The 12,971-nt window shown below is 60.4% G+C and carries 15 protein-coding genes; 8 read left to right on the top strand and 7 right to left on the bottom strand.

The window, feature by feature from the left end; genetic code table 11:
- Positions 1-16: 16 nt before the first annotated feature.
- Genes GJA_RS03615 through mpl form a run of 3 tightly spaced genes read right to left on the bottom strand, consistent with a single transcriptional unit; the run spans position 17 to position 2,558 of the window.
- A complete protein-coding gene (locus GJA_RS03615) occupies positions 17-616 on the bottom strand; it encodes a chorismate--pyruvate lyase family protein (protein ID WP_051780238.1) in 600 nt (199 codons plus the stop codon).
- The gene (locus tag GJA_RS03610; RefSeq protein WP_038488895.1) at positions 613-1,191 is read right to left on the bottom strand and encodes a YqiA/YcfP family alpha/beta fold hydrolase; all 579 of its coding nucleotides are present in this window, start codon (positions 1,189-1,191) and stop codon (positions 613-615) included. Before GJA_RS03610 ends, GJA_RS03615 begins: the two co-directional genes overlap by 4 nt.
- On the bottom strand, positions 1,188-2,558 hold the full coding sequence (mpl, locus tag GJA_RS03605) for a UDP-N-acetylmuramate:L-alanyl-gamma-D-glutamyl-meso-diaminopimelate ligase (RefSeq protein ID WP_081905236.1): 1,371 nt from the start codon (positions 2,556-2,558) through the stop codon (positions 1,188-1,190). Before mpl ends, GJA_RS03610 begins: the two co-directional genes overlap by 4 nt.
- A 93-nt stretch (positions 2,559-2,651) precedes the next feature.
- Between mpl and GJA_RS03600 the strand changes: the two genes are divergently transcribed.
- The 8 genes from GJA_RS03600 to GJA_RS03565 all read left to right on the top strand — a co-directional run bounded on the left by GJA_RS03600 (position 2,652) and on the right by GJA_RS03565 (position 9,595).
- Positions 2,652-3,287, top strand: a complete 636-nt coding sequence (locus tag GJA_RS03600; protein ID WP_038498595.1) for a hypothetical protein — start codon at positions 2,652-2,654, stop codon at positions 3,285-3,287.
- 16 nt (positions 3,288-3,303) lie between these two features.
- Complete coding sequence (locus GJA_RS03595; protein ID WP_038488887.1) at positions 3,304-3,861, top strand: TlpA family protein disulfide reductase; 558 nt, start codon at positions 3,304-3,306, stop codon at positions 3,859-3,861.
- A gap of 83 nt (positions 3,862-3,944) precedes the next feature.
- Positions 3,945-4,382 carry a type II 3-dehydroquinate dehydratase gene (aroQ, locus tag GJA_RS03590; RefSeq protein WP_038488884.1) on the top strand — a complete coding sequence of 146 codons (438 nt, stop codon included), beginning with the start codon at positions 3,945-3,947 and terminating at the stop codon, positions 4,380-4,382.
- 91 nt (positions 4,383-4,473) lie between these two features.
- A complete protein-coding gene (accB, locus tag GJA_RS03585; protein WP_038488881.1) occupies positions 4,474-4,941 on the top strand; it encodes an acetyl-CoA carboxylase biotin carboxyl carrier protein in 468 nt (155 codons plus the stop codon).
- Between the two features lie 102 nt (positions 4,942-5,043).
- Complete coding sequence (accC, locus tag GJA_RS03580; protein ID WP_038488878.1) at positions 5,044-6,462, top strand: acetyl-CoA carboxylase biotin carboxylase subunit; 1,419 nt, start codon at positions 5,044-5,046, stop codon at positions 6,460-6,462.
- Positions 6,459-7,403, top strand: a complete 945-nt coding sequence (prmA, locus tag GJA_RS03575) for a 50S ribosomal protein L11 methyltransferase (RefSeq protein WP_038488875.1) — start codon at positions 6,459-6,461, stop codon at positions 7,401-7,403. Before accC ends, prmA begins: the two co-directional genes overlap by 4 nt.
- Positions 7,404-7,411: 8 nt before the next feature.
- Positions 7,412-8,650: a DUF3426 domain-containing protein gene (locus GJA_RS03570; protein WP_038488872.1), complete on the top strand. Its 1,239-nt coding sequence runs from the start codon at positions 7,412-7,414 to the stop codon at positions 8,648-8,650.
- 6 nt (positions 8,651-8,656) lie between these two features.
- Positions 8,657-9,595 (top strand): carbohydrate kinase family protein, encoded by a 939-nt coding sequence (locus tag GJA_RS03565; protein WP_038488869.1) that lies wholly within the window; start codon positions 8,657-8,659, stop codon positions 9,593-9,595.
- A gap of 62 nt (positions 9,596-9,657) precedes the next feature.
- On the opposite strand, the gene GJA_RS03560 is transcribed toward GJA_RS03565, so the two are convergent.
- The 4 genes from GJA_RS03560 to GJA_RS03545 form a co-directional block, all read right to left on the bottom strand.
- Positions 9,658-10,080 (bottom strand): hypothetical protein, encoded by a 423-nt coding sequence (locus GJA_RS03560; RefSeq protein ID WP_038488866.1) that lies wholly within the window; start codon positions 10,078-10,080, stop codon positions 9,658-9,660.
- Between the two features lie 28 nt (positions 10,081-10,108).
- The gene (locus GJA_RS03555) at positions 10,109-10,723 is read right to left on the bottom strand and encodes an FMN-dependent NADH-azoreductase (protein ID WP_038488864.1); all 615 of its coding nucleotides are present in this window, start codon (positions 10,721-10,723) and stop codon (positions 10,109-10,111) included.
- 168 nt (positions 10,724-10,891) lie between these two features.
- Positions 10,892-11,890, bottom strand: a complete 999-nt coding sequence (locus GJA_RS03550; RefSeq protein WP_051780234.1) for an SLAC1 anion channel family protein — start codon at positions 11,888-11,890, stop codon at positions 10,892-10,894.
- A gap of 136 nt (positions 11,891-12,026) precedes the next feature.
- Positions 12,027-12,557: a YggT family protein gene (locus tag GJA_RS03545; protein WP_242404442.1), complete on the bottom strand. Its 531-nt coding sequence runs from the start codon at positions 12,555-12,557 to the stop codon at positions 12,027-12,029.
- Positions 12,558-12,971 lie beyond the last annotated feature (414 nt).

The following is a 12,971-nucleotide window of genomic DNA, read 5'->3' as shown; positions in this document are numbered from 1 at the left end:
TCTTATATTTTACTCATTAAATTTCGTTTGCAGGCAAGATCAAGCCTGGCGGTACCGGCGTCAGTGTCAGTACCTCAGGCAAGAAGACTTCCGTTACCAGCAGCAATCCTTGGTGACGCTGATATAAACAGCGCCGCGCATATAACATTCTTTCCTGGCCAACTAGCCGGCCCAGCGCGGCCAGCGCTCTTTGCGCCAGCGGATGGCCGCCGCGCAGGCGCGCATATGCCAGTGTACCGCGCCGCACCATGCGGTCGCCGAACAGGGTAGTGCCCAGCGAACGTTCGCCCAATGCCGAAAACAGCGGCCAGTCGGTGGCGGTGGCCTGCATCGGCACCACGGTATGGGCGAATACCACGGGCTTATTATCACACCTGAGCAGCACTTCGCGCTGCCACACCCGGCCCGGGCGGGGCAAGCCGATGATGCGCGCTTCATCGCCGAGACAGCGCGCGGTTTGCTGGTGCAGGCATTGCACCCGGAATGCGTGGCTGTGCGCCTTCAGCTTGGCGGTCAGCGAACCGGGGCTGCTCAGCCAATCGCGCAGCGCGGACGGCGCGTTGACGGCGTTGATGTGACTGTGCCAGGCGACCTGCCTCAGGGACCCGGGCCTCACACGCTGCTTTCGATGCCGCAAAAGGCCAGCACTGGGTCCAGATAATCGGCGAATTCCGCAATGCCATGGTCGCTGCCGTCGATCACATGCTGGGATGCGCCGGCGTAGTGGGCCACCATGTCGCGGTAATCGAGCACTTCATCGCCGGTGGCGGCGATCAGGAAATAACGCTGCGGCTGGCTGATGCGGGGCACGGCCAAGGCGCGCAGCTCATCGATGTATTCGCGCTTGAATTCAAACGGCTGGTCGGAGTGAAATTGCGTGCTGATACCGACATGCCGGTCGAGATCCTGCAACGGCACGATGGCCGGATTCAGCAAGACCGCCCGGCAACCGATGTGCTCGGCCAGCCAGGTCGCGTAATACCCGCCCAGCGACGAACCGACGATGGCCAGCTCGCCAGCCGGCACGCCGTGCACCAGCGACTGGGCCAGCGCGATCGCCTCTTTCGGCGAGGCCGGCAATTGCGGGCACACCCATTCGGCGCCACGTCCCAGCGCATGCATGCGCCCGGCCATCAGGCGCGCCTTCATCGATGACGGCGATGAACGGAATCCGTGCAGGTACAAAATCATCGGGCCAGCGCCTCCAGCAATTTCAGGTGCACGCCGCCGAAACCGCCATTGCTCATCACCACGATCTGGTCGCCCGGCCGGGCCGCCGCCACGACCGCCGCGACCAGCGCATCGATCTGGTCGAAACTGCTGGCGATCTTGCCCAGCGGCGCCAGCGCGTCGCCCAGGCTCCAGCCCAGCGCCGCCTGGCTGCCAAAACCGAAGACCAGGTCGGCGTCGGCCAGGCTGCCCGGCAACGCGTCTTTCATCGCCCCCAGCTTCATCGTATTGGAACGCGGCTCCAGTACCGCCAGGATACGGCCGTTGCCCTGGCCCAGCTTTTGGCGCAAACCTTTGACCGTGGTGGCGATGGCCGTCGGATGGTGGGCAAAATCGTCGTAGACCGTAATATCGTTCACCACGCCGCGCACTTCCATGCGGCGCTTGACGTTTTCAAAGGTCGACAAGGACTTGGCGGCCTGCGCAATCGGCACGCCGACATGGCGCGCCGCGGCGATCGCCGCCAGCGCATTGCTGCGGTTATGCCTGCCGGTCAGCGTCCATTCGACGCGGCCTTCGACCTTGCTATTAAATAAGACATCGAAATTGCCGTCCGCCGATTCTTGCATGCGCCAATTGGTATCGCCGCTGCCGAAGGTTTCCTTTTCGCTCCAGCAACCGCGTTTCAAAACCCGCTCCAGCGACGCTTCATCGCCGTTGACGATCAGCCGGCCGATGCCCGGCACGGTACGCACCAGGTGGTGGAATTGGGTTTCGATGGCGCCCAGATCGGGAAAGATGTCGGCATGGTCGTATTCGAGGTTGTTCATCACCGCCGTTTTGGCGTGGTAATGCACGAACTTGCTGCGCTTGTCGAAAAACGCCGTGTCGTATTCATCCGCTTCAATGACGAAGAAGTCGGAATCGGCGCCTTTGCCGGACAATCGCGCCGAAATACCGAAGTTCATCGGCACGCCGCCGATCAGGAAGCCCGGCGCATAACCGGCGTCTTCCAGTATCCAGGCCAGCATCGCCGAGGTGGTGGTCTTGCCATGCGTGCCGGCCACGGCCAGTACCCACTTGCTGCTTAATATATGTTCGCCCATCCATTGCGGCCCAGAAACATAAGGCAGGCTGCGGTTGAGGATTTCCTCGACCAGCGGATTACCGCGCGACACGACATTGCCAATCACATACAAATCCGGCGCCAGCCTGGTTTGTTCCGGATCGAAGCCCTGGATCAGTTCGATGCCCTGGGCCTCCAGCTGGGTGCTCATCGGCGGATAGACGTTGGCGTCGCAGCCGGTGACGCGGTGGCCGGCTTCCTTGGCCAATACTGCGAGGCCGCCCATGAAGGTGCCGCAAATGCCGAGTATATGAATATGCATGTGAATAAGTGCGAACGAATGCGCTGGCGAATGGTAAGTATGAGATTTTACCCGACCCGGTGGTTTTGTCTGCTTCGGAGTATGATCTTGGGCATGATGACGAATGCATTTGACGACACCCAGCTCCTGCGCAGCGAGATCGCCGCAGCCGCCGCGCGCCTGATTGCGCAAGACGGCGCCGACTATGCGACCGCGAAACGCAAGGCGGCGCGGCAAATACTGGGCGATGTCCAGCCGGCGCTGCAAGTCTTGCCCGACAATACGCAGATCGAACACGAAGTCCGTTTGTATAACGCGCTATTCCTGTCCGACAGCCAGCCAGCGCGCCTGTTCCAGTTGCGCACCATCGCGCTGCAAGTGATGCAGGGCTTGCAGCAATTTCATCCGCTGATCAGCGGCGCGGTATTGAATGGCACGGCCGGGCCGCATGACGAAATTTATTTGCAACTGTTTGCCGAGAGCGCCAAGGAAGTCCAGATCTTCTTATTGAATAAGAAGATGACGATCGACATCTCGGAAACCCCGCATTTCAAGGGTCCGCGTTATGATGCTGTCGAAACCGTCAGTTTCTTGTGGCAAAAAGAAGGCGTGCATGCCGCCTTGTACGAGCTGGACGACCTGCGCGGCGCGCGTAAACTGAAAGCCGACGGTAAAATGCAGCGCACCGATATGGCGGGCTTGCGCGCCTTGCTGAGCGGCGCACCCGACGACAGCCATAACATTGAGTGAAAAACCCATCGAGATCATGAAAAAGAATAATTTAATCGCTTACGCTGCGATCGCCATCGTATTTGCCGGCATCGGTGCTTATATCAGCCATAAAAACCAGCCTGAAGCCGCTCCGGCATCCACCGCCGCCGAACCGGCCACCGCGGCAGCGGCCGGTCCGGTCGCCGCGCTGTATGCACTGTCCGTGCCGGATGCCGCCGGCACGACGCAAGCCTTGTCTCAATGGAAAGGCAAGAACCTGATCGTCAACTTCTGGGCGCCGTGGTGCGGACCTTGCGTCCAAGAAATGCCGGAATTATCAGAGCTGCAAAAGGAAAGCGCCGGTAAAAACCTGCAAATCATTGGCATCGGCATCGATACGCCTGGCAATATTGCTGAATTTGCCAAAAAAATGGAGATTGCTTATCCGGTGTATGTGTCCGGCATGAGCGGCACCGATTTATCCAAGCAGTTCGGCAATAGCGCTGGCGGCTTGCCTTACACCGTACTGATCGGCGCCGATGGACAAGTCAAAAAGACCTATCTGGGACGTTTGAAATTCGAGCAATTGCGCGCAGACCTGGCCACGCTCTAATTAGTTCATTAACATTTTTTCTCTTGCCAATGCGTACCTTTGGCGGCAAAATGCGGAACTTTCGCTAAAACGGTCTTCCTTACATGGCAAAAAACCTCCTTCTGCTCAATGGCCCCAATCTGAATTTGCTGGGGACGCGCGAGCCTGAGGTCTACGGCGCCAGCACCTTGGCCGATATCGAGCAAGCCGCCATGGCGCAAGCGCTGGCGGCCGGCGCCAGCCTGGTGTGCTTTCAAAGCAACCATGAAGGCGCGCTGATCGATCGCATCCATGCCGCGCGCACAGAAGGAATTGACGCCATCGTGATCAATCCGGGTGGGCTGACGCATACCAGCGTGGCTTTGCGCGACGCCTTGGCCGGGGTGGCGATTCCGTTCGTGGAAGTCCATATTTCGAATATTTATCAGCGCGAAACGTTTCGACATCATTCTTTTCTCAGCGCGATCGCGCAGGGCACGATCTGCGGGCTCGGCATCGATGGATATCGCTTTGCCATCGACTTTGCGCTTAAAACACGTTAATCTACGCGATCTGCACGCATTTAACGCGGCGATACTCAATCCGACATCACCGCTTCACTCATAAAACAATATAAATTCCTAGGGGTTTTACATGGATCTACGAAAACTCAAGACTTTGATCGACTTGGTCGCCGAATCGGATATCGCAGAGCTGGAAGTGACCGAGGGCGAAAGCAAGGTTCGTATCGTCAAGTCGTCGGCGATGCCGCAAAACCAGATGGTCATGATGCAGCCGCAAGGCATGCCAACCCACTACCAGCCAGCCGCAGCGCCAGTCGCCGCCGCGCCGGCCGCCGCAACCGCAGTAGTTGCCGCCGAGCCTACTGGCTATGTAGTCAAATCGCCGATGGTCGGCACTTTCTACCGTTCGTCCGCTCCAGGCAGCGCCGCGTTCGTCGAAGTGGGCGCCACCGTCAAGGAAGGCGATACCCTGTGCATCATCGAAGCGATGAAGCTGTTGAATGAAATCGACTCGGACAAAGCCGGCGTCGTGACCCAGATCCTGGTCGAGAACGGCCAACCGGTCGAATTCGGTCAACCCCTGTTTGTGATCGGCTAACACCTGTCCACACGGCCGGCAACGGCCGTTTGCGGTTTTCCGACCCTCACACTTGTTGTTTTGCCGGCTAGCCCGGCTCTCACAGACATACGCGAACCTACCATGTTTGAAAAAATCCTGATTGCCAACCGTGGTGAAATTGCCCTCCGTATTCAGCGCGCCTGCCGCGAAATGGGCATTAAAACGGTTGTGGTCCACTCCGAAGCCGACAAAGACGCAAAATACGTCAAGCTGGCCGACGAATCCGTCTGCATCGGACCGGCCCCTTCATCGTTGAGCTACCTGAACATGCCGGCCATCATCAGCGCGGCTGAAGTGACGGATGCGCAAGCGATCCACCCGGGTTACGGCTTCTTGTCGGAAAACGCCGATTTCGCCGAACGGGTTGAAAAATCCGGCTTCGTGTTCATCGGCCCGCGTTCCGAATCGATCCGCTTGATGGGCGATAAAGTATCGGCCAAGCAAACCATGATCAAGGCCGGCGTGCCTTGCGTGCCGGGCTCCGATGGCGCATTGCCCGACGATCCAAAGACGATCGTGCAAATTGCGCGCAAGATCGGCTATCCGGTCATCATCAAGGCGGCCGGCGGCGGCGGCGGCCGCGGCATGCGCGTGGTGCATACCGAAGCAGCTCTGATCAACGCCGTGGCGATGACCAAGACTGAAGCCGGCTCCGCTTTCGGCAATCCGGAAGTCTATATGGAGAAGTACCTGGAAAATCCGCGCCACGTGGAAATCCAGATCCTGGCCGATGAACACAAAAACGCCGTCTGGCTCGGCGAGCGCGATTGCTCGATGCAGCGCCGCCACCAGAAAGTGATCGAAGAAGCGCCGGCGCCGGGCATTCCGCGCAAGCTGATCGAAAAAATCGGCGACCGTTGCGCAGAAGCTTGCCGCAAGATCGGCTACCGTGGCGCGGGCACCTTCGAATTCCTGTACGAAAACGGCGAGTTTTATTTCATTGAAATGAATACTCGCGTGCAAGTTGAACATCCGGTCACCGAAATGATCACCGGCATCGACATCGTGCAAGAGCAGATCCGCATCGCCGCCGGCGAAAAACTGCGTTTCCGCCAACGCGATGTATTGCTGTCGGGCCATGCCGTCGAGTGCCGCATCAATGCCGAAGACCCGTTCAAGTTTACGCCGTCGCCAGGCAAGATCGTTTCCTGGCACGTGCCGGGCGGTCCTGGCATCCGCGTCGATTCGCACGCTTACGCCGGTTATTATGTGCCGCCGCATTACGATTCGATGATCGGCAAGGTCATCGCCTATGGCGCGACCCGTGAACAGGCGATCCGCCGCATGCAGATCGCCTTGTCGGAAATGGTGGTCGAAGGTATTTCCACCAATATCGCGCTGCACCGCGAATTGATGATCGATGCGCGCTTTATCGAAGGCGGCACCAATATTCATTACTTGGAGCAAAAGCTGGCGGACATGCCGGATTTGAGCAAGAATCTGAGTAAAGGCGGCACCCCGAGCATCGCCAACAAATCCGAAATCAAGGCGGAAGCATGAGCTGGACTGAAATCGTCATCGAAATCGCACGCGACCACGCCGAGGCCCTGTCCGACGCGTTGATGGAAGCCGGTGCGCTGTCGGTGTCGGTGGAAGACGCCGATGAAGGCACCGCGGCCGAGCAGCCGCTGTTCGGCGAGCCGGGCATGGAACCGAAGGAAGCGGCGTGGGAACGCAGCCGGGTGGTCGCGCTGACCGATCTCGATGCCGACCAGGCCGCGATCGTCGCGGCGGCCGCCGCCGAGATTGGCCTGGCCAGCGTGCCAAGCTTCACCTTGCGTCCGGTCGGCGACCAGGACTGGGTGCGTTTGACCCAGTCGCAATTCGAGCCTATGCATATCGGCAAGAATATCTGGGTCGTGCCGAGCTGGCATGAAGCGCCGGACCCGTCCGGCCTGATCCTGGAACTGGACCCGGGCCTGGCGTTCGGTACCGGCAGCCATCCCACCACCCGTTTGTGCATGGAATGGCTGGAAGCCCATCCGGCGCCCGGCAAGTCCGTGCTCGATTATGGTTGCGGTTCCGGCATCCTGGCGATGGTCGCCAAGAAGCTGGACGCGGCGGCTGTGGTGGGCGTCGATATCGATCCGCAAGCGATCGAGTCGGCCAACGACAATGCGCAGCGCAACAACTGCGACATCGCCTACTTCTTGCCGGATACGTTCGCCCAGTCGGCCCACGCTGCGCAAAAGTTCGATGTCGTGGTCGCCAACATCTTGTCGGGTCCGTTGAAATTGATGGCGCCGATGCTGTCCGGCCGGGTAGCCCCGGACGGCGCGCTGATTCTGTCCGGCGTGCTGGCGCCGCAAGCGCAAGACGTGATTGAAGCTTACGCACCCTTCATCCAGTTGGGTGTGTGGGCCGAGCAAGATGGCTGGGTCGCCCTGCATGGCCGCCTGGGTCAGACGGCCGCGCCGCCCGCCCGCACGGCAAGCGCTTAACAGCTGCGATGGCCCTCGCCACCAAATGCCCCCATTGCAACACCATCTTTCGGGTCGCTGCTGACCAGTTGAAGTTGCGTGGGGGCATAGTACGTTGTGGCTCCTGCAAAGAAGTATTCGACGGCAATGCCGCGCTGGTCGACCCGCTGGTCGCCGCGCCGTCCGCTGCCCCTCCGGTGATGCCTGCCGAGCCGGCTCAGGCTGCCGAAACAGTTACTCCCTCGTACACCGAGATCCTGCCCGCCTTCGCTGAAATTGCCGAAGAACCGGCCTATACACTCGATTTCGACACATCCTACGATCCGTTTGGCATCTTGCCCGAGCTTGCCCAGGCCCAGCCCGAGCAGGCCCCGGAACAAGACTTGGCGCTGGATACCAACGTGGCGCCGCAGCCGGCCCCCGAGCCAACCCCGGCGCCGGCACCGCCGGTCACGCCCAAAGTGTGGACCCGCCGCGTCCCGGAACCGGAGGCGCCGGCGTTCGTCACCTATCTGCGCGAAGAAAAGCATGAACCGGCCTTGCCGCCGCCACCTCCGGTGGAAGCGGAAGAGCAGCTGGTCGCCAGCGCGCTGCCGGACCAGGAGCCGCTGGAAGAATCCGTCGACGAACCGATTGAAGAAACGCGTGAAGCAGCACTCCCGGCGATCACCATGGATGAAGGCCGGCAAGAGCCAGGTTTTGCGACCGGCCCGGCATCTGCGATCAGCACCGAGGCAGCGGCCGAAGACGAGCCCGGTTTCGTGCGCCAGGGCCGCCGCCGCGAACGCACCGGCAAGGCGCTGCGCATCCTGATGGGCATCGGCTCGCTGGTGTTGCTGATACTGTTGCTGGTCCAGGCCGTGGCGACGTTCCGCAATGTGCTGGCGGCCAAGATTCCTGAGCTGAAACCGACGCTGGAAACCGTGTGCGCCATGGCCGGCTGTACAGTCGACTTGCCGGCCCAGATCGAATGGCTGACGATCGAACAGGGCGAATTGCAAACCATGGCGGAGCATACCTTCTCTTACGCCACCGTGCTGCGCAACCAGGGCCGTGGTGTGCAATCGTGGCCCAGCATCGAATTGATCCTGAACGATAGCAATGACAAGCCGGTATTGCGCCGTGTCATAGCGCCGCGCGAATACTTGCCGGCGCAAACGGATTTGAGTAAAGGTTTTGCCCCACGGACAGAACAAGCCGTTAAAATCTATTTTGAATTAGCCCAGCTCAAAGCATCTGGCTACCATATCGCTCTTTTTTACCCCTGATATCTGATGAACAAAACTTCCCTGATTTGCGGTTCGCTGGCAACCGACACCATCATGCAATTTCCTGGCCGTTTCGGCGAATCGCTGCTGGCCGATCAATTGCACAAAGTGAACGTCTCGTTCCTGGTGCCGACCATGCGCACCGAATTCGGCGGTTGCTCGGGCAATATCGCCTACACCCTGAAAATGCTGGGCGGCGATCCGCGCATCGTCGGCGTCATGGGCCAGGACAGCGCAGCCTACCTGGAACGCCTGGAAAAACTGGGCATCTCGACCAAGAATATCCTGATCAAGCCGGAAGCGTATAACGCGCAATGCTTCGTCACCGCCGATGTCGACAATAACCAGATCAACGCCTTCCATCCCGGCGCCATGTCGTTCGCGCATGAAAACAATATCGCCGACGCCGGCCCGGCCCGGGTCGCCATCATTTCGCCGGACGGCGACCAGGGCATGCTCAAGCACGCCCAAGACCTGGCCGAACTGGGCATTCCCTTCATGTTCGATCCGGGCCAGCAATTGCCGAGGTTCAATGGCGAGCAATTGATCGACTTCATCAACAAGGCAACCTACGTCAGCGCCAACGATTATGAAATCGAAATGTTGATGGAACGTACAGGTTTGACCTTGCCGGAAATCGCCAGCCGCCTGGAAGCGCTGATCGTCACGCGCGGCGAACAAGGTTCGGAAATCTACACCGGCGGCAAACGCATCGATATTCCTGCCGTCAAGGCGAGCGAAGTGCTGGACCCGACCGGTTGCGGCGACGCCTACCGCGCTGGCCTGCTGTTCGGTATCACCAACGGCCTGAACTGGGAGACCACCGGCCGCCTGGCCAGCCTGATCGGCGCCATCAAGATCGCCACCCAAGGCGCGCAAAACCATGTGTTTACGCCAGCAAGCATCGCCGACCAGTTTGAAGCGGCATTCGGCTATCGCTTCTGATCCAAGCGCAGTTGTCGCGTGTTCAAAAAAACTCAGGCTGATGCCTGAGTTTTTTTCGCCCATTATTTGGTAGCGGATGGCTGCTCGCCCAGGAACAGATCCTGGCCATAACGATCGGCGGCCTGCTGTGCCATCAGCCGTGAAAACAGCAGCGCGGCATCGAGCGGACGATGATTGATCAGCAGCGAATCGGCCTGGCCCGCCGCGTTCATATGCACCAGCACAGAGCATTCGATCGGCACGCCGCGTATCTGCGAGCGGTACGATTCCATGAAAAAGTTATCGCCAAAGTCGTCCCGGTAAGTGAAATGCTGGAATTCGTAGAGTGGAATCGCCAGTTTCAGCAGCCCCACGATATTGTCCTTGCCCTCCACCGGCCGCCGCAACACGGTCGCTTCCATGGTCGCGTCGTCGGCCAGCCTGGCCAGCCAGGGCGGCGGACCGCCGGCGGGCGGCAGGACTGGGGCGGTATCGTTGAATTTCATGCTTATGCTCCTTTCGTCTGGTACGCCATCAAGCGGCGGCCGCCGCGATCTGGCCGGCCAGCTTGCCGGTCAGTTGCTCCATCGTCGTTTCGCCGCGCATGATCGCCAGCGTGCTGCCGGCCAGTATCACCTTGACGTCGGTGATGCCGATAAAACCGAGGATCTGGCGCAGATAGGTGCTGGCCGCGTTGAACGGTTCGAACGGCGATCCTGGCGTGAAATCGCTGCCGGAAGCGAGGATGATGGTGGCTTTCTTGCCGCTCACCATGCCTTCAAAACCGCTCGAAAAAGTCACGCCGATGCGCACGATGTGATCAATATACGCCTTCAGGATGGCGGGGATCGAAAAGTTGTACATCGGCGTGCCGATCACGATGTGATCCGCCGAGAACAACTCGGCGATCAGCGCGTCGCCTACCGCCAGCGCGGCCTTGCTTTCTTCGGAGTGCTGTTCCGGCGGCGTGAAGGCGCCCAGGATCCACGGCATGCCGATGAACGGCAAGTCGGTCTTGGTCAGGTCGCGCGGGATCACTTGGCCGCCGGGATGGGCGGTATTCCATTGTTCGATAAATTCGGCGGTCAATTTGCGGGACGCCGAGTAATCGGCGCTGGCACTGACCTCGATGGCTAAAAGTTTGCTCATGTCTGCTTTCCATGGTGATGATCAAGGACGCGTCGGCCGCGATAACAATCGCCGCTCGACGCCCATGAACACCACTCTACAACGCAGAAAGCGCCAAAAAGACGGGCCAGGGGCAAGCGCCGCAACTAAGCGCAATCTTATTCAAGCCGGCACGTCCCGCCAGTGCATTCAGCCGCTCAGCGCGCGCAATTCGCCGCGCGCGATGCCCGCCAGGGTACGCAGCAGCAGGCCCAGGATGGCGATCGTGGCGAAGGCCAGCAAGAACATCGCGACGCCATCGGCAAACATCGTGTCAACCGCCGCGGCATAGCGCAATGCGGCGCTGGCCGACGCCGCCAGCGGAAAACTGACCGACCACCACGACACGCGGAATGGACAGCAACTGGCCAGATGGCGCAAGCGGCCGGCCAGCACCGCCAGCAAGAACAGCATCAACATATATAAGGCGCCGGCGAAGGCGTCCAGCTTACCGGTGCTCGTCACATACGATGAAAAGCCCACCGCAAACGGCGCCACCAGGATCAGCAGCGATGGCTGCAGCGCGGCCGGCATCGCTTCCTGGAACAGCAGCCGCGAAAAAATCAGCGTGAATAGCGGGATCGCGAAAAACAGGCCGATCGCCAGCGCGAACAGCATGAAGCCGTGGATGCCTTCGAATTGCAGCGACGGCACGGCCAGCGGCACGTCGAGCATGCCGACCACTGGAATGATCCAGGCAGGCGTGGCATGGGTAATGTTTTGTTGCACCGACATCCAGCGGCTGACGATCAGCCATGCGAATAGCGTCATGCCAGCCGCGCCCAGCAGCCACAGGCCGCGCGCCAGCGGCAAGGTGATATCGGCCAGCAGCATCGGCAGCAGCAACAGGCTGATCAGTGGCGTGCCGAACAGGTTGCCGGCGATCGGGTGCCGGAATTCGTTGCGCACGCTGTCGAAACCGCTGGCGGCCTTGAGCGCATATGCGATGGCCAGGGCGACAAAGGCCGCGATGGCGATCCAGCCTATGCCGGAAGCGATCCAGGCCGGCGCCCCGAAATGCGCATGCGCGGCGCGCCACGCCAGGGCCAGGCCGGTCAAGCCCATCACCGAACCGAACAGGGCCACCGGCAGATAAGCCAGGGTGGTGCCGGTGGCAGGCGCTGCTTGCTGCTTGTCGATATGTTCCATGGCTGCTCCGATCATCCTCAATCCAGGTCAGGCGAAATCGCTGCTGGCTATTATGTCGGAGAGGAACGATACAATGAATGCTGGATATTGACGATTACCTGCCTATCCGTCTCATTCCATGCAAGCAGCCGTGAACTTATCGGCCGCCGAACATCATGCTGACCAGGATTTGTCCGACTTGCAGCAAGATCAGTGCGACCAGCAGCGACAGGTCCAGGTTGCCGACCAGCGGAACGATCCGGCGCAAGGGGCGCAGCAGGGGTTCGTTCAGGGCCCGTACAAACGGCGCCAGCGGCGCTTGCGGATTGATCCAGCTGAAGATCGCTTCGATCACCAGCAAGGCCATGAAGCCATACAAGATCCATTGCAGGAAGCGCTGCAAGGCTCTCAACAAGACAAACTCTGCCGGCAAACCGGCGATGAACCAGACCGAGGTCGCCACCAGCACGATCAGGAACGCGCCGATCAGGCTGGCCCAGTCGTAGCCGCCGACGCCGGGCACGATGCGGCGCAGCGGACGCACCAGCCAGTCCGATAATTGAAAGGTAAACTGGGCCACCGACGATGGCGGCCGTACGCGCACGGCTTGCATCCAGAAGCGCAACAAGAGGACACCACCCAACACAGTGGCGATGGTATCGACGATCAAGGTAAGAATACTGAGCACGACGCTTCTCCAAAAAAAAACCGCTGTGTGATTGGGTCACACAGCGGCGTGTTGCCTCATCCAGGCACCCGAAGGGGTGTGATCAGGATGGACGGGTGCTGGTCGGGAACGGCCATGCCGCTACTGGCGCCACCACGGTTTTGACTGCTGGAGCCGCGGCCGGAGCCGGCTTGGCGACAGCCGGCTTTTTAGGCGCAGCGGCTTTCTTTGGCTTGGCTGCCGCTTTTGGCGCCGCTGGCTTGGCTTCGGCTGGAGCTGCAGCAACCGCTGCTGGCGCCGCAACCGGCGCTGCCGCCGCAGGTTTGGCCGCTGGCTTGGCTGCCGCTTTTGCCGCTGGCTTGGCTGCAGGCTTGGCTGCCGCTTTCGCTGCTGGCTTGGCCGCTGCCTTGGCTGCAGGTTTAGCCGCTGCCTTGG

It is taken from the genome of Janthinobacterium agaricidamnosum NBRC 102515 = DSM 9628 (genome assembly GCF_000723165.1).
GTDB lineage: Bacteria > Pseudomonadota > Gammaproteobacteria > Burkholderiales > Burkholderiaceae_D > Janthinobacterium > Janthinobacterium agaricidamnosum.
This window is presented reverse-complemented; position numbering and strand designations above follow the sequence as displayed.

Coding starts and splice junctions, on each gene's coding strand:
- GJA_RS03610 (WP_038488895.1), bottom strand. CDS start 1,191: ATGATTTTGTACCTGCACGGATTCCGTTCATCGCCGTCATCGATGAAG.
- mpl (WP_081905236.1), bottom strand. CDS start 2,558: ATGCATATTCATATACTCGGCATTTGCGGCACCTTCATGGGCGGCCTC.
- GJA_RS03600 (WP_038498595.1), top strand. CDS start 2,652: ATGATGACGAATGCATTTGACGACACCCAGCTCCTGCGCAGCGAGATC.
- GJA_RS03595 (WP_038488887.1), top strand. CDS start 3,304: ATGAAAAAGAATAATTTAATCGCTTACGCTGCGATCGCCATCGTATTT.
- aroQ (WP_038488884.1), top strand. CDS start 3,945: ATGGCAAAAAACCTCCTTCTGCTCAATGGCCCCAATCTGAATTTGCTG.
- accB (WP_038488881.1), top strand. CDS start 4,474: ATGGATCTACGAAAACTCAAGACTTTGATCGACTTGGTCGCCGAATCG.
- accC (WP_038488878.1), top strand. CDS start 5,044: ATGTTTGAAAAAATCCTGATTGCCAACCGTGGTGAAATTGCCCTCCGT.
- prmA (WP_038488875.1), top strand. CDS start 6,459: ATGAGCTGGACTGAAATCGTCATCGAAATCGCACGCGACCACGCCGAG.
- GJA_RS03570 (WP_038488872.1), top strand. CDS start 7,412: ATGGCCCTCGCCACCAAATGCCCCCATTGCAACACCATCTTTCGGGTC.
- GJA_RS03565 (WP_038488869.1), top strand. CDS start 8,657: ATGAACAAAACTTCCCTGATTTGCGGTTCGCTGGCAACCGACACCATC.
- GJA_RS03560 (WP_038488866.1), bottom strand. CDS start 10,080: ATGAAATTCAACGATACCGCCCCAGTCCTGCCGCCCGCCGGCGGTCCG.
- GJA_RS03555 (WP_038488864.1), bottom strand. CDS start 10,723: ATGAGCAAACTTTTAGCCATCGAGGTCAGTGCCAGCGCCGATTACTCG.
- GJA_RS03550 (WP_051780234.1), bottom strand. CDS start 11,890: ATGGAACATATCGACAAGCAGCAAGCAGCGCCTGCCACCGGCACCACC.